Origin of the sequence: Pantoea sp. EEL5 (assembly GCF_049892805.1) — a bacterium.
Lineage (GTDB): Bacteria > Pseudomonadota > Gammaproteobacteria > Enterobacterales > Enterobacteriaceae > Pantoea > Pantoea ananatis.
In genome coordinates this window covers 438600-461705 of record NZ_JBNDNJ010000002.1, presented here as the reverse complement: position 1 = coordinate 461705, position 23106 = coordinate 438600, and the positions used below count along the sequence as shown (strand labels likewise).

Annotated in this window: 23 protein-coding genes; 8 read left to right on the top strand and 15 right to left on the bottom strand. The window is 54.6% G+C overall.

What is annotated here, in order from left to right; translation table 11 throughout:
• Positions 1 to 114 precede the first annotated feature (114 nt).
• From thyA to rppH, 4 genes are all read right to left on the bottom strand, one after another.
• Positions 115 to 909: a thymidylate synthase gene (gene thyA, locus ACPXSQ_RS13750; protein ID WP_014594480.1), complete on the bottom strand. Its 795-nt coding sequence runs from the start codon at positions 907 to 909 to the stop codon at positions 115 to 117.
• Complete coding sequence (gene lgt / locus ACPXSQ_RS13745) at positions 906 to 1787, bottom strand: prolipoprotein diacylglyceryl transferase (RefSeq protein WP_024471441.1); 882 nt, start codon at positions 1785 to 1787, stop codon at positions 906 to 908. The genes thyA and lgt overlap by 4 nt, the downstream gene beginning before the upstream one ends.
• Positions 1788 to 1896: 109 nt before the next feature.
• Entirely contained in the window at positions 1897 to 4143 is a 2247-nt protein-coding gene (gene ptsP, locus ACPXSQ_RS13740) for a phosphoenolpyruvate--protein phosphotransferase (RefSeq protein WP_028715746.1), read from the bottom strand.
• 12 nt (positions 4144 to 4155) lie between these two features.
• Positions 4156 to 4683, bottom strand: a complete 528-nt coding sequence (rppH, locus tag ACPXSQ_RS13735) for an RNA pyrophosphohydrolase (RefSeq protein WP_013026988.1) — start codon at positions 4681 to 4683, stop codon at positions 4156 to 4158.
• A gap of 686 nt (positions 4684 to 5369) precedes the next feature.
• On the opposite strand from rppH, the gene mutH reads away from it, so the two are divergent.
• From mutH to ACPXSQ_RS13715, 4 genes are all read left to right on the top strand, one after another.
• Complete coding sequence (mutH, locus tag ACPXSQ_RS13730; protein ID WP_426144073.1) at positions 5370 to 6047, top strand: DNA mismatch repair endonuclease MutH; 678 nt, start codon at positions 5370 to 5372, stop codon at positions 6045 to 6047.
• Positions 6048 to 6147: 100 nt separating this feature from the next.
• On the top strand, positions 6148 to 6858 hold the full coding sequence (locus ACPXSQ_RS13725; RefSeq protein ID WP_014605139.1) for a TerC family protein: 711 nt from the start codon (positions 6148 to 6150) through the stop codon (positions 6856 to 6858).
• A gap of 118 nt (positions 6859 to 6976) precedes the next feature.
• A complete protein-coding gene (locus ACPXSQ_RS13720; RefSeq protein ID WP_014594481.1) occupies positions 6977 to 7195 on the top strand; it encodes a YgdI/YgdR family lipoprotein in 219 nt (72 codons plus the stop codon).
• A 140-nt stretch (positions 7196 to 7335) separates the two neighbouring features.
• Positions 7336 to 8376, top strand: coding sequence for an NADP(H)-dependent aldo-keto reductase (locus ACPXSQ_RS13715; RefSeq protein WP_013026992.1), 1041 nt, complete (start codon positions 7336 to 7338; stop codon positions 8374 to 8376).
• A gap of 69 nt (positions 8377 to 8445) precedes the next feature.
• Here ACPXSQ_RS13715 and lysA read toward each other — a convergent pair whose 3' ends face one another.
• A complete protein-coding gene (gene lysA, locus ACPXSQ_RS13710) occupies positions 8446 to 9696 on the bottom strand; it encodes a diaminopimelate decarboxylase (RefSeq protein ID WP_029569108.1) in 1251 nt (416 codons plus the stop codon).
• Between the two features lie 100 nt (positions 9697 to 9796).
• Here lysA and ACPXSQ_RS13705 point away from each other — a divergent pair, with 100 nt between their 5' ends.
• Positions 9797 to 10717 (top strand): LysR family transcriptional regulator, encoded by a 921-nt coding sequence (locus ACPXSQ_RS13705; protein ID WP_013026994.1) that lies wholly within the window; start codon positions 9797 to 9799, stop codon positions 10715 to 10717.
• On the opposite strand, the gene ACPXSQ_RS13700 is transcribed toward ACPXSQ_RS13705, so the two are convergent.
• Positions 10714 to 11877: an MFS transporter gene (locus tag ACPXSQ_RS13700; RefSeq protein ID WP_028715749.1), complete on the bottom strand. Its 1164-nt coding sequence runs from the start codon at positions 11875 to 11877 to the stop codon at positions 10714 to 10716. The genes ACPXSQ_RS13705 and ACPXSQ_RS13700 overlap by 4 nt on opposite strands.
• Before the next feature lie 367 nt (positions 11878 to 12244).
• On the opposite strand from ACPXSQ_RS13700, the gene ACPXSQ_RS13695 reads away from it, so the two are divergent.
• Positions 12245 to 12871, top strand: coding sequence for a hypothetical protein (locus ACPXSQ_RS13695; RefSeq protein WP_028715750.1), 627 nt, complete (start codon positions 12245 to 12247; stop codon positions 12869 to 12871).
• Here the strand turns inward: ACPXSQ_RS13695 and ACPXSQ_RS13690 are convergent.
• The 6 genes from ACPXSQ_RS13690 to xerD all read right to left on the bottom strand — a co-directional run bounded on the left by ACPXSQ_RS13690 (position 12868) and on the right by xerD (position 19695).
• Positions 12868 to 13362 carry a cupin domain-containing protein gene (locus ACPXSQ_RS13690; RefSeq protein WP_014594486.1) on the bottom strand — a complete coding sequence of 165 codons (495 nt, stop codon included), beginning with the start codon at positions 13360 to 13362 and terminating at the stop codon, positions 12868 to 12870. The genes ACPXSQ_RS13695 and ACPXSQ_RS13690 overlap by 4 nt on opposite strands.
• 131 nt (positions 13363 to 13493) lie before the next feature.
• Complete coding sequence (gene lysS, locus ACPXSQ_RS13685; protein ID WP_029570621.1) at positions 13494 to 15014, bottom strand: lysine--tRNA ligase; 1521 nt, start codon at positions 15012 to 15014, stop codon at positions 13494 to 13496.
• A 9-nt stretch (positions 15015 to 15023) separates the two neighbouring features.
• Positions 15024 to 16122 (bottom strand): peptide chain release factor 2 gene (gene prfB / locus ACPXSQ_RS13680; RefSeq protein WP_104933680.1). Its coding sequence is split into 2 segments (ribosomal slippage): positions 15024 to 16046 and positions 16048 to 16122, totalling 1098 coding nucleotides; the frame shifts between segments, so codons are not numbered across the junction.
• 200 nt (positions 16123 to 16322) lie between these two features.
• On the bottom strand, positions 16323 to 18062 hold the full coding sequence (recJ, locus tag ACPXSQ_RS13675) for a single-stranded-DNA-specific exonuclease RecJ (RefSeq protein ID WP_013027000.1): 1740 nt from the start codon (positions 18060 to 18062) through the stop codon (positions 16323 to 16325).
• Positions 18063 to 18065: 3 nt separating this feature from the next.
• Positions 18066 to 18779 carry a bifunctional protein-disulfide isomerase/oxidoreductase DsbC gene (gene dsbC, locus ACPXSQ_RS13670; protein WP_426144067.1) on the bottom strand — a complete coding sequence of 238 codons (714 nt, stop codon included), beginning with the start codon at positions 18777 to 18779 and terminating at the stop codon, positions 18066 to 18068.
• 22 nt (positions 18780 to 18801) lie between these two features.
• Positions 18802 to 19695, bottom strand: coding sequence for a site-specific tyrosine recombinase XerD (gene xerD, locus ACPXSQ_RS13665; protein ID WP_013027002.1), 894 nt, complete (start codon positions 19693 to 19695; stop codon positions 18802 to 18804).
• Between the two features lie 102 nt (positions 19696 to 19797).
• On the opposite strand from xerD, the gene fldB reads away from it, so the two are divergent.
• On the top strand, positions 19798 to 20316 hold the full coding sequence (gene fldB, locus ACPXSQ_RS13660; RefSeq protein ID WP_013027050.1) for a flavodoxin FldB: 519 nt from the start codon (positions 19798 to 19800) through the stop codon (positions 20314 to 20316).
• 138 nt (positions 20317 to 20454) lie between these two features.
• Here fldB and ACPXSQ_RS13655 read toward each other — a convergent pair whose 3' ends face one another.
• Together ACPXSQ_RS13655 and sdhE are read right to left on the bottom strand one after the other, a co-directional pair.
• Complete coding sequence (locus ACPXSQ_RS13655) at positions 20455 to 20868, bottom strand: protein YgfX (protein WP_426144064.1); 414 nt, start codon at positions 20866 to 20868, stop codon at positions 20455 to 20457.
• Positions 20843 to 21109 carry an FAD assembly factor SdhE gene (sdhE, locus tag ACPXSQ_RS13650; protein ID WP_014605131.1) on the bottom strand — a complete coding sequence of 89 codons (267 nt, stop codon included), beginning with the start codon at positions 21107 to 21109 and terminating at the stop codon, positions 20843 to 20845. The genes ACPXSQ_RS13655 and sdhE overlap by 26 nt, the downstream gene beginning before the upstream one ends.
• A gap of 224 nt (positions 21110 to 21333) precedes the next feature.
• On the opposite strand from sdhE, the gene ygfZ reads away from it, so the two are divergent.
• Positions 21334 to 22320, top strand: coding sequence for a tRNA-modifying protein YgfZ (gene ygfZ / locus ACPXSQ_RS13645; protein WP_015699598.1), 987 nt, complete (start codon positions 21334 to 21336; stop codon positions 22318 to 22320).
• 34 nt (positions 22321 to 22354) lie between these two features.
• On the opposite strand, the gene trhA is transcribed toward ygfZ, so the two are convergent.
• Positions 22355 to 23008, bottom strand: a complete 654-nt coding sequence (trhA, locus tag ACPXSQ_RS13640; RefSeq protein ID WP_014594494.1) for a PAQR family membrane homeostasis protein TrhA — start codon at positions 23006 to 23008, stop codon at positions 22355 to 22357.
• Positions 23009 to 23106 lie beyond the last annotated feature (98 nt).

The window sequence follows — 23106 nt, the reverse complement described above, 5'->3', positions numbered from 1 at the left end:
GCTGCATGCCGTGTTTGAAGCATCGTTTGAGATCATCGCCGCAAAGCGCCGGGCGGAAAGATAAAAAAAGCCCCGGTATGCAAAGTCATACCGGGGCTTAGTATCAGGAAACCGTCAGACGGCAACCGGGGCTTTAATCGCCGGATGCGGATCGTAACCTTCAATCTCGAAATCGTCGAAGCGATAATCGAACAACGAAGCAGGTTTGCGCTTGATGACAAGCGTCGGCAGCGGTCGCGGCTCACGTGTCAGCTGCAGACGGGCCTGCTCCAGATGGTTGCTGTAAAGGTGCGTATCGCCCCCGGTCCAGACAAAATCACCCACGTCCAGATCGCACTGCTGTGCCACCATATGCACCAGCAACGCATAGCTGGCGATATTAAACGGCAGCCCCAGGAAGATATCGCAAGAACGCTGATAAAGCTGACAGGAGAGTTTACCGTCCGCAACATAGAACTGGAAAAACGCATGGCACGGTGCCAGCGCCATCTCATCCAGCTCGCCGACGTTCCAGGCTGACACAATAATGCGGCGGGAATCCGGATCGCGTTTCAGTTGTTCAATCACCTTGGTGATTTGATCAATTTCCTGACCGCTTGCCGTGCCCCAGCTGCGCCACTGCTTGCCGTAGACTGGCCCAAGATTACCCTGCTCGTCCGCCCACTCATCCCAGATTGAGACGTTGTTTTCTTTCAGGTAACCGATATTGGTATCGCCTTGCAGAAACCACAGCAGTTCATGAATGATGGAGCGCAGGTGGCACTTTTTTGTGGTGACCAGCGGAAAACCATCCTGCAGATTAAAACGCATCTGGTGACCAAAAATTGAAAGCGTGCCTGTACCGGTACGGTCAGATTTTGGTGTGCCTTCGTTCAGCACGTAGCGCATTAAGTCCAGATACTGTTTCATTTTTCCTCGTGAAGTTGTTGCTGCGGGCGACGGCGATAAGCCCAAATCATCATAATCACACCGGCAATAATCATTGGGATCGACAGGAGTTGCCCCATGCTCAGTCCACCGGTGAGCAAACCAAGCTGTGCGTCTGGCTGACGGAAGAATTCAACAATAATGCGGAATGTGCCGTAGCCAATCAGGAACAGGCCAGAGACGCTGCCCATCGGGCGAGGTTTACGAATAAACAGGTTCAGGATAATGAACAGCACGATGCCTTCAAGAAACAGCTCGTACAGCTGTGAAGGATGACGCGGCAGTACGCCATAGGTGTTCAGTAAGGCCTGATATTGTGGGTTGTTGGCCGCCAGCGCGATATCTTCGCTGCGCGAGCCGGGGAACAGCATGGCGAAACGGAAATTGGGATCGACGCGGCCCCAGAGTTCACCATTGATAAAATTACCCAGGCGACCAGCGCCCAGGCCAAACGGAATAAGCGGCGCAATAAAATCAGAGACCTGAAAGAAATTACGTTTGGTGCGACGCGCAAATATCAGCATCACCAGGATCACGCCAATCAGCCCGCCGTGGAATGACATACCGCCATCCCAGACTTTAAACAGGTAAAGCGGATTATCGAGAAACAGCGGCAGGTTATAAAACAGCACATAACCAATTCGACCACCCAGGAAAACGCCCAGGAAGCCCGCGTAAAGCAGGTTCTCTACTTCCTCTTTTTTCCAGCCGCTGCCTGGCTTGTTGGCCCGACGCACCGCCAGCCACATGGCGAAAACAAACCCCACCAGATACATCAATCCGTACCAGTGAAGCGAAAGCGGTCCGATCGAGAAGATTACCGGATCGAACTGCGGAAATGCGATATAGCCGTTATTCATCATTCACCGTTTATTTTCAGCCCTGAAAAGGGGACGTGATGCACATAAATTAGGGCTGGGCATGATAGCACAGCCAGTTTTCTGAGTAGCCGCAGAAATGTAACCTGGGTTAACGACCGCCGCGAATCAGGCCGCCCAGGCCGCGCTCTTCCATAAACGCCGAGACCAGCTGACGCACATCTGACGCTGAATAGGCTTTGAGCGCCTGGGTGCTGAGTTTCTGGACTTCTTCGTAATCCAGATGACGCAGCAGATATTTCACGCGTGAGACATTCTTGCCGTTCATGCTGAGATGGTGATATCCCATCCCTATCAATAGCGCCACACACATCGGATCGCCCGCCATTTCACCACATAAGCATAATTCCAGATTCGCCAAATGGGCTTCAATGGAAATTGCCTGTAGCGCCCGCAGCATAGCCGGATGCAGCGAATCATACAGGTTCGCCACGCGGGTATTGTTACGATCTACCGCCAGTAAATACTGCGTCAGGTCATTGGTTCCGACAGAGACGAAATCGACGCGCGACGCCAGGTGCGGGATCATAAACAGCATAGAAGGCACTTCAATCATAATCCCGATGCGCGGCGTCGGAATGGTATAGCCGAGCATCTCTTCCACTTCTGTCCCGGCACGCTGAATGAGCCGCCTGGCTTCGTCGATCTCATCGATATGGCTGATCATCGGCAACAAAATGCTCAAATTGCCTGACGCGGCGTTAGCACGCAGCATGGCGCGCACCTGCACCATAAAAATCTCGGGTTGGTCGAGCGTGAGACGAATGCCCCGCCAGCCAAGGCAAGGATTCTCTTCACTGATTGGCATGTAAGGCAGCTGCTTATCTGCCCCGATATCCAGCGTGCGCAGCGTCACCGGCTTTTCGTGGAACAGCTGCAGCATGCCCTGATACTGAGCAACCTGCTCTTCTTCCGATGGAAAACCGCTTTGCAGCATAAAGGGAATTTCAGTGCGGTAAAGGCCAATGCCGTCAACCCAGCTGCCCAGCGTTTGCTCATGCTCCGGGCTCAGCCCCGCGTTCAGCATAACCTGTATACGTTGACCGCTACGCAGCTCGCCCGGCCTGTCCACGCCGCCTTCAGCCATTTTGCTGAGGGCATTTTCTTCACTGATTAGCCGCTGGTACTCCTGCACCAGAACCGGTTCAGGATCGATCAGCAGTTCACCGCGATAGCCATCGACAATCAGCAAACGTTTGTTTAACTGACTGGGTTGAATGTCCGCGCCCATGACGGTCGGAATGCCCATCGCCCGGGTCAAAATGGCCGCATGGGAGTTCGCCGCGCCGTCGCGTACCACAATCCCTGCCAGCCGCTCGTGCGGAATTTCCGCCAGCGTTGTGGCGGTGAGTTCGTCTGCCACCAGCACGAAACGCTCAGGCCAGGCGTTCACGCCCACCAGAGAATCATCGAGATGGAACAGCAAACGTTGACCCAACACCCGCAGATCGCCGGCGCGCTCTTTCAGATAGCTGTCCGTCAGGCTGGCAAACTGGGCGGCAAACTTTTCAATGACGGTTTTGACCGCCCACTCGGCAACGGATCCCCGCTCGATCTCCGCGAAAAGATCCTTTTTCAGGCGTGCGTCCGTTAACAGGTGCGAGTAGAGATCGAAGATCGCCGCGCTCTCTTTTTGCGCGCTGGCGGTAAAGCGTTTACTGAAGCGACGGAATTCACTGGCGGCTTCGGTCATGGCCAGTGACAAACGCTCGCGTTCACGCTGCGGATCCAGCGTTGAGGCGGCAGAAACCTGATCGAGTAAGGGCTGGGTTTCGTCTACCCAGCCCGGCGCGACGGCAACGCCTGGGGCGGCAGCAATGGCCCGAATGCGTGCCAGACGATACTGACCAAACAACTGACTCAGTTGCGATTGTGACAGTAAGGCAGCCAGCTGCGTGGCCAGGGTAACGAGAAACGACTCTTCACTTTCGTCAAACTGCCGATGTTCACGCTGCTGAACCACCAGCACGCCCATAAGCTGGCGGCGGCTGATAATAGGCACACCAAGGAAAGAGCGATAGCGCTCTTCCTTTACTGAAGGAATGTACTTAAAGCTGGGATGGCTCTGCGCATCGGCAAGGTTAATCGGCTCAGCGAGTCGCCCCACCAGACCGACAATACCTTCATCAAACGCCAGCTTGACCGTTAGCCCACGCGGTTTTTTCAAACCGCGTGTCGCCATCAGGTAATAACAGCGACGTTCGTGATCGGCGAGGTAGACGGAACAGACTTCCGTTTCCATCGCCAGGCAGATCTCATTAACCAGAATGTCGAGTGCTTCATTCAGACGTGGCGCACTCGCCACCTTTTCAACAATTTCTCGCAACTGAGTGAGCATAAAGGGCGTGGCCTATCCTCTTTTACGTCGATGGGCAGGATGATTTCGCTGCACCGCACTCTCCTGCATGGACATCACTACGCCAGCGAATTCTTTCATCACCCGACGATAAACATCGCGCTTAAAAGAGACAACCTGACGGACCGGATACCAAAAGCTTACCCACCGCCAGCCGTCGAATTCCGGCGTGCTGCTGTGCTGCACATTAATGTCTGCGTCATTACACATCAACTGCAGAAGAAACCACTTTTGTTTCTGACCAATACAAACCGGTTTTGTGTCCCAACGCACCAAACGTTTTGGCAACTTGTAGCGCAACCAGTTACGGGTAGATGCAAGTATTCGAACATCTTTGCGGTGTAACCCGACTTCTTCGAACAGTTCGCGATACATCGCCTGTTCCGCGGTTTCACCGGGATTGATGCCTCCCTGAGGAAATTGCCAGGAGTGCTGTCCAAAGCGCCTGGCCCATAACACTTGCCCCTGCCTGTTACAAATTACGATACCAACATTCGGGCGGTAGCCATCATCATCGATCACCGGACTACCTCAAAAGCTAAAATTGAATGGTCTGATTGTTTCACACTCCTTACAGGCGGTAAACCACTGGATTTGCGGGCGCTTAGGGGCGTAATGTCGGGATAACTCACAGACTCATGCGAAGTTATAAACAAAAGTCCGTAAAAAGAGAGATCTTATTCACGTTTTCTGTGGATAGCTTTGTGCAGAACACGGGAGTTAACTGAATAACGTACCAGGATGAATCTGAAGGCACCAAAAACCAGACCACGATTTACTCTTGAAATATAAGCCTATTTTTTTACTCTGCTGCCTTTTACCCTGCCGGAAAGGGGGCGGATAATTCCTTCGTGCTGACAATTGGCTAAAGATCCACCACAATGCTTTTTATCCACAGCGATCGGCTCAAGCTTGCATCAAACGGCTTAATTTTTGTTGAAAAACAGCAAAGTCAAGGCTGTAAATGGAACCAGTAGGCAACCTGAGACGGGGTTATCCCATTTTTCTGTGGATAACTGGGCTTGAGATCCTGTTCATTGTTGATAGCAAGTTGGGATAACCTGCGACATGAGTTGGAGCCTGCCAATTTCGCTGTAAAAAAAAGTACTATGTTTCATGTTATTATGTGAGTTATACCGCGTTCTTTCCTGTGGAAAACCTGAGGCTGCTGCAGGCTGCTTAATTATTAATCATTATGAGTTATTCACATGACATTCCTTCCCGGGCCACCTGAAGATGAGTCAACACTGTTATCGCGCGCCCAGTCACTGGCAGGTTTAACGCTGCAAACCCTGGCCGACCAGGCAGGCATTCCGATACCGGCCAACCTGAAACGGGATAAAGGCTGGGTCGGGATGCTGCTGGAATGGCATCTGGGTGCCAGTGCGGGCAGTAAAGCAGAACAGGATTTCGCACACCTGGGAATTGAACTGAAAACGATCCCTGTCGATCGCTATGGCAAGCCGCTGGAAACAACATTTGTTTGCGGTGCGCCCCTCACCGGAAACAGCGGCGTCACCTGGCAAAACAGCCATGTCCGCCATAAGCTGGCGCGCGTCCTGTGGATGCCGGTAGAGGGCGAGCGTGACATCCCGTTAGGCGAACGTCGGGTTGGCGCGCCGCTGCTGTGGAGCCCCGACGCGCAGGAAGATGAGATGCTGCGCCAAGACTGGGAGGAGTTGATGGATATGATCGTACTGGGTCAGGTAGAACGCATCACCGCCCGTCACGGTGCCTGGCTGCAGATTCGCCCCAAAGCAGCAAACAGCAAAGCCTTAACGGAAGGGATCGGCGATCGCGGACAGCCCATCATGACGCTGCCACGCGGGTTTTATCTCAAGAAAAGTTTTACAGGCCCGCTTCTGGCACGCCATTTTCTGGTCTGACAGCCTTATTCTCGCGTCCCTGGCGGTATTTAAATGTGAGTTAGACAAATTTGGTGCGTATAATCTTTGTTTAATTTTCGTTTAGGATATGAGTGCAGGTATGTTCGAGTGGATTACCGATCCCAACGCCTGGCTGGCGCTGGGCACCCTGACCATTCTGGAAGTGGTTCTGGGCATTGATAACATTATCTTTCTGTCGTTAGTGGTGGCAAAACTCCCCAAACATCAGCAAGCCCGCGCACGCCGCATCGGTTTGATGGGCGCAATGCTGATGCGTCTGGGATTACTGGCCTCTATTGCCTGGGTCGCAAGACTGACTAACCCATTGTTTACCCTCATGGATCATGCTTTTTCAGCACGCGATCTCATTCTGTTGTTTGGTGGATTATTCTTGCTGTGGAAGTCCAGCATGGAGATTCATGAAACGATAGAAGGCGAAGAAGCCGAGCACAAAACCAACGTTCACTCGTTCATGGGTGCCATTGTTCAAATCATGTTGCTCGACATCATTTTTAGTCTCGACTCCGTTATTACGGCCGTGGGCCTCTCCGACCATTTGTTTATTATGATGGCGGCAGTGGTGATTGCGGTATTAATGATGATGGTCGCTGCCCGCAGTATTGGCGAGTTCGTTGATCGTCATCCATCGGTCAAAATGCTGGCTCTCTCGTTCCTGATTTTGGTGGGTTTTACCCTGATCCTGGAAAGTTTCGCGGTGCATGTACCAAAAGGTTACATTTATTTTGCCATGTTCTTCTCGATGGCCGTTGAGTGCCTTAACCTGATGCGCAGTAAGAAAAAAACGCACTAATGTTGTCAAGGGCGGCTCCGCGCCGCCCGGTTATTTTCAGATTGATACGATTAACCCAATCGGTAAAAGGATTTATTACTACACTTTTTGCAGTGGACGATTCGTGAGGATGAGCATAATGAAAGGGCTGAGTAAAATTGTATTATTGGCCGTTGCTGCGGTGACATTGGGTGGATGCAGTTCCAATTATGTTATGGCAACAAAAGATGGCCGGATGATTATGACCGAAGGGAAACCGAGCATTGATAAAGAAACGGGGCTGGTGCAATACACCGATCAGTCAGGCCATACGGTGCAGATCAACAGTGACGACGTTTCTACCATTATTGAACGTTAGATGCGAAAAGTATCGGCCTGTCGCCCCTCCCCCGCGTCGGCAGGCTATTTCTCTCTGTTATCCCCCTTTCTTAGCCGCTACGCCTCGCGCTATAGTCCCTGAAGTCATATTACTTATCCCTACAGAAAAGGAAGCCGGCAATGCACTATCACCGTATCCCCCATAGCTCGCTGGAAGTGAGCCAGCTTGGATTGGGCACCATGACGTTTGGTGAGCAAAACAGCGAAGCCGACGCCCACGCTCAACTGGATTTAGCCCTCAGTTCGGGCATCAACCTGATTGATACTGCCGAGATGTATCCTGTTCCCCCGCGGCCCGAAACTCAGGGGCTGACCGAAAAATATATTGGCAGCTGGTTAAAAAAGACCGGTAGCCGGGACAAAATCGTTCTTGCCAGTAAAGTTGCCGGCCCAACGCGCGGCAACGATGCGTCGATTCGCCCTAATATGGCGCTGGATCGCAAAAATATTCGCGAGGCGCTGGATGCCAGCCTGAAACGTTTAAACACCGACTACATCGATCTGTATCAGCTTCACTGGCCGCAGCGTCAAACCAACTTCTTTGGCAAGCTGGGCTATCAGTACAGTGAGAACAGCGTCCCTGTCACGCTGTTAGAAACGCTGGAGGCTCTGGCTGAGCAGGTGCGGGCAGGTAAGATCCGCTATATCGGCGTGTCGAATGAAACGCCGTGGGGCGTCATGCGTTATCTGCAGCTGGCAGAAAAGCATGAACTGCCGCGTATCGTCTCTATTCAAAACCCCTACAGCCTGCTAAATCGCAGTTTTGAAGTGGGCCTGGCGGAAATCAGCCAGCATGAAGGCGTGGAGCTGCTGGCCTATTCGTGCCTGGCGTTTGGTACGTTGAGCGGTAAATACCTGAATGGCGCGCAGCCCGCGGGTGCACGTAATACCCTGTTTAGCCGCTTTACCCGCTACAGCGGTGAGCAGTCTCAACTGGCGGTGGCGGAATATGTGGCGCTGGCCCAAAAACATCAGCTTGATCCTTCACAAATGGCACTGGCGTTTGTTCGTCAGCAACCTTTTGTGTCCAGCACCCTGCTGGGCGCAACCACGCTGGATCAGTTAAAGATCAATATCGACAGCGCCAACGTGACGCTCAGCAATGAGGTTCTGGAAGAACTCGAAGCGATCCATCGCCGTTACACCTATCCAGCCCCCTGACGGGCATGACCAGCCGTGCGGTGGCACGGCTGGCCTGTCCGTCATCGTCTTTCAACAGGCGCAGTAGCCTCATTCCAGCGCCAGCAGATCTTCAATGCGCTGCGCGCGGCGGATTTCTCTCGGCTCGCCGTTTTCAAACAGGATCTCAGGAATCAGTGGGCGGCTGTTGTAGTTTGAGGACATCGATGCGCCGTAAGCGCCGGTGTCGTGAAACACCAGATAATCCCCGACTTTCGCGGCCGGAATAGCCCGGGTTTCCACCTTGCCACCTTCAAGCTGGGTGAAAACATCGCCCGACTCGCACAGAGGGCCTGCAACCACGCTGTCGATCGTTGCCTGTTCATCGATCGCCCGGTTATCGCCCGCCATCACAGAGATATGATGGTAGCTGCCGTACATGGAGGGGCGCATCAGATCACTGAAGCCTGCATCCACCAGCACAAAGTGGCGGCTGCCCATCTCTTTTACTGCCCGAACCTGAGAGACCAGCACGCCTGACTCCGCGACCAGGAAACGGCCGGGTTCGATTTCCAGCTTCACGGCATGGCCCAGATGGTTCGCCACGCGCTGGCGTGCCGCGTCCCACAGGCCAAAATAGTGATCGGTATCGATCGCCTCTTCCCCGTAGTGATAGGGAATGGATAAACCGCCTCCGGCAGAGATAGCCTCAAGATCCTGGCCAAATTCCACGACCAAATCCACCATGGCATCGCAGACCTGCTGCAGGTGCGCATAGTCCACGCCTGAACCGATATGCATATGAATGCCGATCAGGCGCAGTCCATATTGTTCGATAGCCGCCTGAGCAGCGGGCAAATCGCTGGGCCAGATACCGTGCTTACTGTTTTCGCCACCGGTATTGGTTTTTTGGCTGTGCCCGTGACCAAAGCCCGGGTTAATGCGCAGCCAGACGGCATGTCCTGGCGAAACGGCACCCAGTTGATGCAGCATATCGACGGATCCGGCGTTAACCGGCACCTTAAGCTCTGCAATCCTGGCAAGCGTAGGGTTATCCAGGACATCGGCAGTGAATACGATTTCGTCACTGTCAGGCTGAAAGCCGGCCACCAGCGCACGCTCAATTTCGCCCAGGGAAACCGAATCAACCTTAACGCCCGCAGAATGCATCAGGCGCAGAATGTGGGTGTTAGAACAGGCTTTTTGCGCAAAGCGCACCACATCAAATGCGTGGAGTTGAGCAATACGCTGTTGGATAACCTGCGCATCATAAGCCCAGAACGGGCCGCTGTACTGACGTGCCAGCGGCAGTAAATTATCGACGTTCAGGGCGGTTTCGGTGGTATTAAGTGGACGAGGCATGGGTTTCTCCTGTGGCAATAAAACCATTAAGCCAGAATCGTGCCATGCCGAAAAATATCTGTTTTAATAGCATCTATGCAAAAATGATATGGAATGATGCATGGCAAAAATCAACTGGCGGCATATCGAGATTTTTCATGCTGTTATGACCAGCGGAAACCTTACGCAGGCTGCGACCCTGCTGCAGACGTCCCAGCCTACCGTCAGCCGCGAGCTGGCGCGACTGGAACGGCAGCTGAGTCTGACGCTGTTTGAGCGCGTGCGCGGCCGCTTACAGCCTACCGTACAGGGCTTACGGCTGTTCGAAGAGGTGCAACGCTCATGGTATGGGCTGGACCGCATCATTGATGCCGCAGAGGGATTACGCCAGTTTCGCCAGGGTGAGCTCTCTATCGCCTGCCTGCCGGTTTTTTCCCAGTCACTGCTGCCGCCCGTCTGCCAGACCTTTTTGCAGCGCTACCCTGATGTCAGTCTGAACATTATTCCGCAGGAATCCCCGTTACTGGAAGAGTGGTTGTCGGCTCAGCGTTACGATCTGGGCATTACGGAAACGCAGCACGCCCCCGCCGGGACCGATCGCCAGGCGCTGCTGACCTGCGATGAAGTGTGCGTGTTACCGCAGCACCATCGCCTGGCGCAGCGCGCCTTGCTGACGCCGCAGGACTTCGCCGGTGAGAACTATGTCAGCCTGTCGCGCACGGACAGCTACCGCCAGCTGCTCGACGCACTGTTTCATGAGCAAGGTGTGACACGCAGGATGGTGATGGAAACCCACAGCGCGGCGTCCGTGTGCGCGATGGTGCAGGCCGGAGTGGGGATCTCAGTGGTGAATCCGCTGACGGCGCTGGATTACGCCGACAGCGGTGTGGTGATGCGCCCTTTTAGCGTCGCTGTGCCTTTTACCGTTAGCCTCGTCAGGCCGCAGCATCGGCCGGCATCCGCGCTGGTAGAGGCGTTTGTGAACCATCTGCAGCAACAGGTGGCCCGTTTTCCTGAGCAAATTGCGGACAGACTCGCTTAGGCATGCACCCGGGCCGCAGCACCGCCGGATTTGCGGAAGGTGATCAAGCAAACCATCAGTCCAACCGCCGCCAGCGCGGCGGCGGCAACAGGAACCGCGGTCAGTCCATAGCCGCGCGCAATCACCGCGCCGCCCACCCACGCGCCAAGCGCATTGCCAACGTTAAAGGCAGAAATATTCAGGGTGGAAACCAGATTAGGTGCCGCTTTACCGTGACGCACCACATTGATCTGCAGGCCGGGAACCGTGGCAAAGGTTGCCATTGCCCACAGGAACAAGGTGATCTCCGCCAGCCAGAGCGCGTGGCTGGTCCAGCTAAACAGCAGTGAGAACAGCGTAATCAGCGAAAAACTGCCTATCAGGCTCAGGGAGACTTTGCGGTCGGCCATTTTGCCCCCCAGAATATTGCCCACGGTCAGGCCCGCGCCAATCAGAAACAACGTCCAGCTCACGCCACGATCGCTGATGCCGGTAACCTGCAGCAGCAGCGGTGCTATGTAGCTAAACAGGGCAAACATGGCGGCAGCAAAACAGACCGTCATCAGTAATGACAGCCACAGTTTGCCGTTGGCCAGCGCGCTGATTTCGCTCGCCAGATCGACCGGCTTCTCATTCTTATTTCCCGGCAGGCTGGTGATTAAGGCAATGAAGGCCAGTACGCCGATAGCCGAAACGCCCCAGAATGTCGCACGCCAGCCAAACAGCTGACCAAACCAGGTTCCCAACGGCACGCCTAATACATTGGCCAGCGTCAGACCGGTAAACATCAACGCCACGGCAGAAGCCTGACGATCGGCGGAAACCAGACTGGCCGCGACCACCGATCCAATCCCAAAGAAAGCTCCGTGACAGAGGGCGGTAATCACCCGTGCCAGCATCAGCAGGTTATAGCTGTAGGCCAGAGCACACAGCAGATTGCCGATGATAAAAATTACCATCAACAGAATCAGCGTTTTTTTACGGGGCAACTTCGCCGTTAACAGCGCCATGATCGGTGCACCGATTGCTACGCCTAATGCATAGCCGCTAATTAACCAACCTGCGGACGGAATGGACACGCGCAAATCGTTTGCGACCTCCGGCAACAGGCCCATGATCACAAACTCAGTGGTTCCGATAGCGAACGCACTCAGCGCCAGTGCAAGCAATGCAACAGGCATAACACTCTCCCAAAAATGATAATTACAACGAGACGGATGACGCATGCATCCTGATAAACGAGCTATAATTTATGATCTATATCACACTACGTATTACAGCATAGCTACCTGTCATCTGATACTCACATAACAACAACAATCTATTGCGTGTATGGCAATAATTGACACACACATCAACCAGGCTTATTAAACATACAGTTAGCGAGCATGCCGCCGCGTAACGCACCGGACGATGATAAAGGTTGCCAGCGAAGTAGCCGTTTTTTTGCTAATACCGATTTTATTTATCAATAAAGTATTAGCGTTGCCGATATAGCTCTTATGAATCGCCAGATGAAATGCAGTCCAACTGACGCGGAGAGAGAAAATGCAACGGCTTATCGTTTTGATGGTAATCAGTCTTACAGGCTGCTCAGTCGGCCACTATGAATACAGCAGGGAAGCAGAGAAGCGCGTGGATATGACCGTAACAGGCATTCCCACCGTGCTGGGGCTGGGCACGCTGGGCACGACTATTCCCCTTACCCCTGACTACAGCCTCACGGCCGCCCACGTCGCAAAATATTCGCTTTACCGCGTGAAAGCCTGGCATCCTGAGTGCGATCTCGCGGTCGTCTACCACAAGAACAGCGAAGCCAACCTGCCACCGTCCTTCCGTAACAGCCATATTGGCGACAAAGTGAATCTTTACGGCTACAGCTTCATCTCTGCAATGCCCGTGAGCTCTACCGGGAAAAACCTGGTGAACACCACGCTGGCAAATGACTGGAACAAAGCGAACTGCGTTGTCGTGGCCGCCAATGCGGGCGTGGTTAAGGGCATGTCAGGGGGCGCGGTTTATAATGCATCTGACGACACGCTGGCAGGCGTGATTGTGGGTTACAGCCAGCGCATCAACGACAACCAGAGCGGAAAAACGCTGTATAAAGATGTGGCGCTCTATGTGCCCTACTCACGCTTCCAGACCTGGCTGGATAATGCTGTGAAATCTTAAGGCTTTTCGTCCGGCAGTCCGGGATGTGTGCCCATCTGCTGTTGCGGTGGGTTAAGCCACTTGTCTTCGCGCGTGGCTTCGTAGTCGCGGTTTAGCGGATAGGTAATGCGGTTCTCCGCTTTGCTGACCTCGCCGATCACCAGAAAGCGCGCGTCGGCGTCGCTGTTATTGATAAAGGTGTGACAAATGCCGGTACCGGCCGGAAACGCCACGGCCTCTCCCGGTGACAGCGGATACAATTCGCCATTGATCCACGCGTGTGGATAACCTTCCAGCACGAAGATAAACTCCTCTTCCGCACTTTCCGCATGGGGATAAGACATGCGGCGTCCGGGCGGCAACCTTTCATGATGAATGCCCAGCCGGGTTAATCCAGACAGTTTCGCCAGTGGTGTACCAATGGACATCAGCTCATCGCTATCGGAATAATGTTCGTTGTCTTCGCCTTCCAGCGCTTGCCAGTGAAGAATACAGTCAGGACGTGGCTTCATAATGGTGGCTCCAGGTTGAGATGTTCAGCCTGGCAGAGGGGACGGGATTACTCAAGCGGACATGCCGTGGCGGGTTGCAGAGCAGAAATAAAAAAGGCCGGAATCATCCGGCCTTTACCTGCATCAGCGCGTTACTTTGCGCCTGGGCGCAACGCCGGGAACAGAATTACGTCGCGGATGGTGTGGCTGTTGGTAAACAGCATGACCATGCGGTCAATACCAATGCCTAAGCCTGCCGTTGGCGGTAAACCATGTTCCAGGGCGGTGACATAATCCTCGTCGTAGAACATCGCTTCATCATCGCCCGCATCTTTCGCATTCACCTGCTGCAGGAAACGCTCAGCCTGATCCTGCGCATCGTTAAGCTCAGAGAAACCGTTGCCGATTTCACGTCCGCCAATAAAGAACTCAAAGCGATCGGTGATCTCAGGATTTTCGTCGTTGCGACGGGCCAGCGGCGACACTTCAGCCGGATACTCGGTAATGAAGGTTGGCTGAATCAGATGTGCTTCAGCGGTTTCTTCAAAAATTTCGGTCACTACGCGCCCTAAGCCCCAGCTTTTCTCGACTTTGATGCCAATGGTCTGAGCAATCGCCACCGCTTTGTCGAAATCGTCAAGATCGGCCAGATCGGTTTCCGGACGGTACTTCTTGATCGCTTCACGCATGGTGAGTTTTTCAAACGGCTTACCAAAATCGAATTCCTGCTCACCGTAAGGCACAACCGTGCTGCCCAGGATATCCTGCGCCAGCGTACGGAACAGGCTTTCGGTCAGTTCAATCAGATCTTTGTAATCCGCATAAGCCATATAGAGTTCCATCATGGTGAACTCTGGGTTGTGACGAGGCGAAATCCCCTCGTTGCGGAAGTTACGGTTGATCTCGAACACGCGATCGAAACCGCCCACCACCAGGCGTTTCAGATACAGCTCTGGCGCAATACGCAGATACATATCGATATCCAGCGCGTTGTGATGCGTGATAAACGGACGCGCTGAAGCACCGCCCGGGATCACCTGCATCATTGGCGTTTCCACTTCCATAAAATCGCGTCCAACCATGAACTGACGAATGCCGGCCATGATCTGTGAACGGATTTTGAAGGTGTTGCGTGATTCATCGTTGGCGATCAGATCAAGATAGCGCTGACGATAGCGCGTTTCCTGATCGGCCAGACCGTGAAATTTGTCTGGCAGCGGGCGCAGGGCTTTCGTTAACAAGCGCAGCTCTGAGCAGTGAATCGACAATTCGCCGGTTTTGGTTTTGAACAGCTTACCGCGTGCGCCGAGGATATCGCCCAGGTCCCACTTTTTGAATTGCTCGTTGTAGATACCTTCAGCCAGATCGTCACGTGCCACGTACAGCTGAATGCGGCCGCCCACGTCCTGCAGGGTAATGAAAGACGCCTTGCCCATGATACGGCGCGTCATCATACGGCCAGCCACGCTGACCTCAATGCCTAAGTCTTCCAGCTCTTCGTTACTCTTCTCGTCATAGCTGGCATGCAGCCGATCGGAGGTGGTATCACGACGAAAATCGTTAGGAAACGCCACGCCGTTTTCACGCAGCACGCTCAGCTTCTCGCGACGCGTTTTCAGTTCGTTATTTAACTCAAGTGCGACGTCAGCGCTCTGCGGTTGTTGTTCAGACATGTCGGTTCCTTATAGCCCTGCTTTTAAACTTGCTTCAATGAAACGGTCCAGATCGCCATCCAGCACCGCCTGCGTGTTGCGCGTTTCCACGCCGGTACGCAGATCTTTAATACGTGAGTCGTCCAGAACATAAGAACGGATCTGGCTGCCCCAGCCAATGTCAGACTTGTTGTCTTCCAGCATCTGCTTCTCGGCATTTTTTTTCTGCATTTCAAGCTCGTACAGCTTCGCCTTCATCTGCTTCATCGCCTGATCTTTGTTTTTGTGCTGAGAGCGATCGTTTTGACACTGGGTGACCGTACCGGTTGGAACGTGGGTAATACGCACCGCCGATTCCGTACGGTTAACGTGCTGACCACCTGCACCAGAGGCGCGGTACACGTCAATACGCAGGTCAGCCGGGTTGATGTCGATATCAATATCGTCATCCACTTCCGGATAGATAAAGGCTGAACTGAAGGAGGTATGGCGGCGACCACCGGAGTCAAATGGACTCTTACGTACCAGACGATGTACACCGGTTTCGGTGCGGAGCCAGCCAAACGCGTAATCGCCAGACACGCGAATCGTCACCGACTTAATGCCCGCGACTTCACCTTCTGACTCTTCAATAATTTCTGTTTTGAACCCTTTGGCTTCTGCCCAACGCAGATACATGCGCATCAGCATGCTGGCCCAGTCCTGCGCTTCTGTTCCACCCGAACCGGCCTGCAGATCGATGTAACAGTCGGCGCTGTCGTACTCGCCAGAGAACATGCGGCGGAACTCTAGCTCGCCCAGCTTGCCTTCCAGCGCGTCCAGCTCGGCGACCGCTTCGTTGAAGGTTTCTTCGTCATCGGCTTCTACCGCCAGATCAAGCAGCCCCTGCACATCTTCCAGCCCCTGGCTCATCTGATCGAACGTATCCACGATGGCTTCCAGGGAGGAGCGTTCTTTACCCAGTGCCTGAGCGCGTTCAGGCTCGTTCCAGACGTCGGGCTGTTCCAGCTCGGCGTTTACTTCCTCAAGGCGTTCTTTCTTAGCATCGTAGTCAAAGATACCCCCGAAGAACGTCGCTGCGTTCGCTGAGGTCCTGAATACGGTATTTGACCGGGTTGATTTCAAACATGTGTTTAGCGTCTTTTTTACGTTCGATGGAATAAGAAATTTAACCTGCGAGTTTACCCGAAACCGACGGCGGTTTGTAGCGTTGAGAAAATGCGCAGAGGTTAATCTTTCGTTGAGCCAGCTGGACTGGCTCTGCCGACGCGGGCGTGGCAAGGTTAAACTGGCAACGGCGGGAATGTGAGGCCCCGCCGTCACCGCTGGCTAACTGAGCGGCCAGAGATGTTCAATGATCAGCTGGACGGAGCGATTGCCGCGATACTCATTGATATCAAGCCGATAGGCCAGTTCGACCTGGCGCACGCTGCTGTCAGGCCACAACGTGGTATCCACGTTGAACGCGATACCGTCGATCAGCGGTCCGCCTTCCAGAGGTTCAACCATGACCTTCAGGTGACGTTCACCAACGAGGCGCTGCTGCAGTAGCCTGAACCGGCCGTCGAAAGCGGGCTCAGGGAAAGACTGGCCCCATGGGCCGGCATCACGCAGCACTTCCGCCGTCTGAAGAGAAAATTCAGCGGGCTGCAGGGCACCATCCGACCAGATGACGCCCTGCAACGCTTCGCCGGCCAGCCATTCGCCCACCAGGTCCGCAAAACGCTGACGAAACTCGTCGTAGCGGGCCTCTTCCAGCGACAGTCCGGCGGCCATCGCGTGACCACCAAACTTCTGCATCAGGCCAGGATGCAACGTATCAAGACGCTCCAGCGCATCGCGCAGATGCAGACCGGCAATCGATCGTCCCGATCCCTTCAGCATGCCATCACCGGCCGGTGCGAAGGCAATAACCGGGCGATGAAAACGCTCTTTCAGGCGGGAAGCCAGAATCCCGACCACGCCCTGATGCCACTCAGGATGATAAAAGGCCAGCCCCAGCGGCAAATCGGTTTGCTCGTTCTCCAGCTTTTGGCATAACGCCAGTGCCTCGCTCTGCATCCCCTGCTCAATCTCTTTGCGCATCTGGTTAAGCGCATCCAGTTCGCTGGCTAACATGCGCGACTGGCTGAGATCGTCGGTCAGTAACAGCGCTACGCCGACAGACATATCGTCCAGCCGACCGGCAGCGTTAAGCCGGGGCCCCAAGGCAAAACCCAGGTCGCTGGCGGCCAGCTGTCGGGCATCGCGGTTGGCGATTTCCAGCAGGGCCTTGATGCCCGGACGGCACTTTCCGGCCCGAATACGACTCAGGCCCTGCCACACTAAAATGCGGTTGTTGGCATCCAGCGGCACCACATCTGCCACCGTGCCCAACGCCACCAGATCGAGCAGGTCGGCCAGATTGGGTTCCGACCGCGTGACGCCAAACCAGCCCTGAGTGCGCAAATGGGCGCGCAGGGCCATCATCAGATAGAAAGCGACGCCCACGCCCGCCAGCGAACGAGAGGGGAAATGACAGTCAGGCAGGTTGGGATTAACGATAGCATCGGCGTCAGGCAGCGTTTCGCCCGGTAAGTGGTGGTCGGTCACCAACACGGCAATGCCGTGCTGATGCGCAAGCGCCACACCCGCATGGGACGAAATGCCGTTATCGACGGTCAGAATCATCTCTGCACCGCGCGCGCGGGCCTGCTCAACCACTTCCGGACTCAGGCCGTAGCCATCTTCGAAACGATTGGGCACCAGGTACTGCACGTTGCTGCATCCCATGCTGCGCAGCGCCAGCACCGTCAGGGCGGTACTGGTGGCACCGTCAGCGTCGAAATCCCCGACGACCATAATGCAGCGGCCATCCAGCAGCGCCTGATGAAGCAGGTTAACGGCCTTGTCTATGCCGCTCAGTGCACTGAAAGGGAGCAGGTTTTTCGCGCCCCTTTCGAGCTCGGCGGCGTTGGTGACGCCACGTTGCAGATAAAGCCGACGCAGGAGCGGCGGTAAATCTGCCGGTAACCCCGGCAGATCGGCTACCGCTTCACGGCGACGTAACTCGACTTCGTGCTTTACCACGCCTTAACCACCACGCTTTTGATTATCCAGTACCTGCTTGAGCTCCTGTGGACTTTGATAGCCGGAGATCATCATGCCACTATCGGTCAGAATCGCCGGCGTGCCCTGGATACCAAACAGTACGCCAAGCTGGTACTGCTTGCCGATATCAATCGTGCAGGAGGCTGGCGCATCCATCTTCGGCACATCGCCTTTCATCGCCTCATCAAAGGCTTTGTTGCGATCGGCGCTGCACCACACGGCCTTCATGGCGCTGGCAACTTTGCCGTTCATGCCTTCACGTGGGAAAGCCAGATAGCGAACGGTGATGCCCAGCGCGTTGTAGTCAGCCATTTGTTCGTGCAGTTTGTGGCAGTAGCCACAGGTGATATCCGTAAACACTGTCACCACGTGCTGCTCTTTGGGCGCTTTATACACGATCATTTCCGGAACCAGCGCCTCAACTTTTTTATCCAGTAGCGCGTTCGTCACGTTGACCGGCTGAGCACCGCTGACATCGTAAAGCGGCCCCTGGATCATGTGTTTACCATCATCGGTAACGTACAGCACGCCGCTTTCGGTGAGCACGGTTTTAAAACCCGGCAGCGGTGCAGGTTGGATCTCAGCCTGGTGCAAACCCAGTTTCTTCAGGGAAAGCTGAATGGCGCTGTCATCAGCGTGGGTCAAACCGGAAAAAGCGCTGGCCAGCAGCGCCAGCATGGCAACATGTTTGTTCATTGTTTTCCTTACTTTCCGCCAGCTATGCGCGCGGATGATGCTGTTGATGTAACAGTCGCAGACGTTCCGTGGCGACATGCGTATAAATCTGCGTCGTCGAGAGGTCGCTGTGCCCCAGTAACATCTGTACGACACGTAGGTCAGCCCCATGGTTCAGCAAATGCGTGGCGAAAGCATGGCGTAACACGTGGGGAGAAAGCTTTTCGCTATCAATGCCCGCCAGCATGGCGTAATGCTTGATACGATGCCAGAAGGTTTGCCGCGTCATCTGCTGGGCACGGTTACTGGGGAAAAACACGTCCAGCGTCTGCCCATTGAGCAACCACGGCCGCCCGTGCTCCATATAGTATTCCAGCCAGTGAACCGCCTCTTCACCTAATGGCACCAGCCGCTCTTTATTGCCTTTACCGATCACGCGCACCACGCCCTGGCGCAGGCTGACGTCATTCAGGGTCAGTCCCACCAGTTCCGAAACCCGTAAGCCGGTGGCATATAACAATTCCAGCATGGCTTTATCGCGCAGTTCAAGCGGCACGTTAACATCGGGTGCCTGCAGCAGGCGATCCACCTGCGCCTCGCTCAGATCTTTTGGCAACCGCTGGGGCAGCTTGGGCGCGGCCAGCATCGCGCTGGGATCGTCAGTGCGCATCTTTTCGCGGTACAAATACTGAAACAGACGGCGCATGGCGCTGAGCAGGCGTGCAGAGCTGGAGGCTTTATAGCCGCCTTCCAGTCTCTCCGCGAGAAACTGTTGCAGATCGGGCGCGCTCAGGGTTGTCAGCGTTAAGCCGTGATGCGCCAGCCAGCCGGTGAGAGTTTGCAGATCCTGCCGATAGGAGGACAGGGTATTTTGCGCCAGATTGCGCTCGATCCACAGCGCATCAAGAAACTGTTCTGTCAGTTCACTATCTTGCACGTTTTCCCCACCGTTCAGTATGAAATCGTGCTCATTATGCCTGATTCAACCCTGCTTCTGATACAATTACGCCAAAGGCAGGATTAACAGAGCACTATCTGCATGAAAATAGGTCTTTTTTACGGTTCCAGTACCTGTTACACCGAAATCGTAGCGGAGAAAATTCGGGATTTTATTGGCGACGAGCTGGTGACGTTGCACAACGTGAAAGATGACGATCCGCGTCTGATGGAAGACTATGATCTGTTGATTTTGGGGATTCCCACCTGGGACTTTGGCGAGCTGCAGGAGGACTGGGAGGCTATCTGGCCCCAGTTGCCGACGCTCAATTTGCGCAACAAGATCGTGGCGCTGTACGGCATGGGCGACCAGATTGGCTACGGTGAGTGGTTTCTGGATGCTTTAGGCATGCTGCATGAACTGCTCCAGCCGATGGGGGTGCAGTTTGTGGGCTATTGGCCGCTGGACGGCTATGACTTTACCAGCCCCAAACCGCTGAGTGCCGACGGCAAGCAATTTGTCGGACTGGCGCTGGATGACGTCAATCAGTTTGAAGCCACGGATGAGCGCGTTGAGCAGTGGTGCGAGCAGATTCTGACAGAAACCGCCGAGCGTCTTTAAGCCGCGCGCTAAAACGCAATCCTGAAATCCTGGCAAAGGACGCGCCGTCGATACGCCTGTATTTGGAAAGCCTGACCTGGAAAAGCGTGTTCTGAAATCGGCACGCTTTCTCGTGATGCGCTGTTCCGGGCACGCTATTTAGCGCCTTGCGGTTTCGCTGAAACAGCATGACCGCAAGGCGCGCCACGCCTCTGGCTGCATGTTGTCCTGCATCAGCCAGAGCCGTAAGGTCTTGCCCTTGCGGTTTCGTGCGACCAGCAACACTGCGCCTGGCAACCAGTACAACGGCTGCTGCGTTTGCCAGTCTTCTCCCTGCCAGTGCCACTCACGATTGCTGTCGCGCCGTAACCGTCCATGCCGTTGACGCAAGCGGCAATCCTGTTTCCATCCTTCCCACAGCACCACCACGACCAGCCCGGGCTTTATCATCCACTCTGCCGCAGGCAGTTCCATAATGCCAACGCCTGCTATCGTTACTGACAGCGTCAGTGCGAGGATCAGGCGTGCGCGCAAAGAGGGATGAAGTTTACATTGCCACCGGACCGCGTTCACGATTACGCTGCTGAATCAGCTTCACCATGCGTTTCAGCTCGGGATCGGCAGGCTCACCGTGGTTCATCATCCAGTTGAAAAGATCGGGATCGTCACTTTTCAGCAGTGCGATAAACACCTGCTTATCGGTATCATTTAACGTGTCATATTCGTACTTAAAGAACGGCATAATAGCGACATCCAGTTCCAGCATGCCACGACGGCAGGCCCATTGAACGCGCGATTTATTATGAATATCCATGCATTCGTTTCCACATTTCACATCGTGGCAGCTAGTGTACCCTGGATTACTGCTGGCTGCAGGTTCACAAACCGACCCTGTGCAACGCGCCGCAGACTCAGGCTTTTTTTACACATCGGCACGCGTTTTGTGCGCCCTCTTTAGTAAACAGGTTGCATTGCCAGTGTGCTCTTTTACCATTGAAGACATTGTTTCGGATGAACCTTCAGACTCAGGATTTATCGATGCCAACATTTACGCTTCCCCCACGCCAACCTGCGGCCTCATCACGTCTGCCGCTCACGTTAATGTCTCTGGATGCCTGGGCACTGGTTGCCGTGGTCGGCCCTGACAGCACGTCCTATTTACAAGGCCAGTTGACCCTGGATGTGGCGGCACTGGATGCCTCTCATCACCTGCCTGCCGCCCACTGTGACGCCAAGGGCAAGATGTGGAGCAACCTGCGCCTGTTTCATCGCGCTGAGGGTTATGCCTATTTGGTGCGTCGTGAGTTGCGAGACACTCAGTTGCCGGAGTTAAAAAAATACGCCGTATTTTCTAAAGTTACCCTGACCGCGGATGATGATGTCGCACTGCTGGGCGTAGCGGGTTTCCAGGCCCGTGCGGCGCTGGCCAACGTTTTTGACACGCTGCCTGACAGCACCACCCCGGTGGTACAGCAGGGCGACACCACGCTGCTGTGGTTTGCCCATCCAGCAGAACGCTTTCTGCTGGTCACGTCGCCCGCCCAGGCCGATGCCCTGAAGCAGACGCTGGCAGACGATGCGCAGTTCAATGACAGCACCCAGTGGCTGGCCCTGGACATCGAAGCCGGAATTCCGGTTATTGACGCAGCCACCAGCGCGCAGTTTATTCCCCAGGCCGCAAACATGCAGGCGCTGGACGCGATTAGCTTTAAAAAGGGCTGCTATACCGGCCAGGAGATGGTGGCCAGAGCCAAATACCGGGGCGCGAATAAACGGGCGCTCTACTGGCTGTCAGGACAAGCCAGCCACCTGCCCGCCGCCAACGATTCCCTGGAGCTGCAGATGGGCGAGCGCTGGCGTCGCACGGGCACCGTTCTTGCTGCGGTGCAACTGGACGACGGCGTCATCTGGGTGCAGGTGGTCATGAACAACGATCTGGAGCCGGATAGCGTATTACGGGTTGAAGGCGATGAAGGCGGTAAGCTGATGATTCAGCCCTTGCCTTACTCGCTGGAAGAAAGCTGAGTTCAGGGGCGGGACCGCGTCCCGCCCTGTGACGTTACATAACGTAGAAGTAGATGGCGCAGAAATGGCAAACACAACCGCCTAAAACAAACGCGTGCCAGATAGCATGGTTAAACGGCACCCGACGCGCGACGTAAAAAATCACGCCCAGGGAATAGATAATGCCCCCCGACGCCAGCAGCCAGATGCCTCCCGCCGACAGTTTCATCGCCAGCTGATAGACCACAATCAGCGACAGCCATCCCATGCAGAGATAAGTCACCAGCGACAGTACCTTAAAGCGTTCGGCAATCGTCAGCTTAAAAATAATGCCCAACAGTGCCAGGCCCCATATTACCGCCATCAGCCCATAGGCGAGAGGCGACTGCAGACCAACCATCAGAAACGGCGTGTAGGTGCCAGCAATTAACAGGTAGATTGCGCAGTGATCCACTTTTTTCAGTACGCGCTTCGCACGTGGGTGGCTGACGGCGTGGTAAAGCGTTGAGGCCAGAAACAGCAGAATCATACTGCCGCCATAGAGGCTGGAGCTGACAATGGCGGTCAGCCCGGCATGCATGACCGATGCCTTATCGAGCAGCAGCATTAACCCTACAATGCCGAACAGACAACCCAGTCCATGACTAATACTGTTGGCAATTTCCTCTGCCAATGGATAACCCTGCGTCGGCAAACTTTTGTGACTCATAACATTCCTGCCTGAAAGTGATAACAACTGCAGATTTATCGTCCAACAGATTACCCAGAAAAACTTTCAGTGTACAAGTGTAAGCTTAAAATAATTAT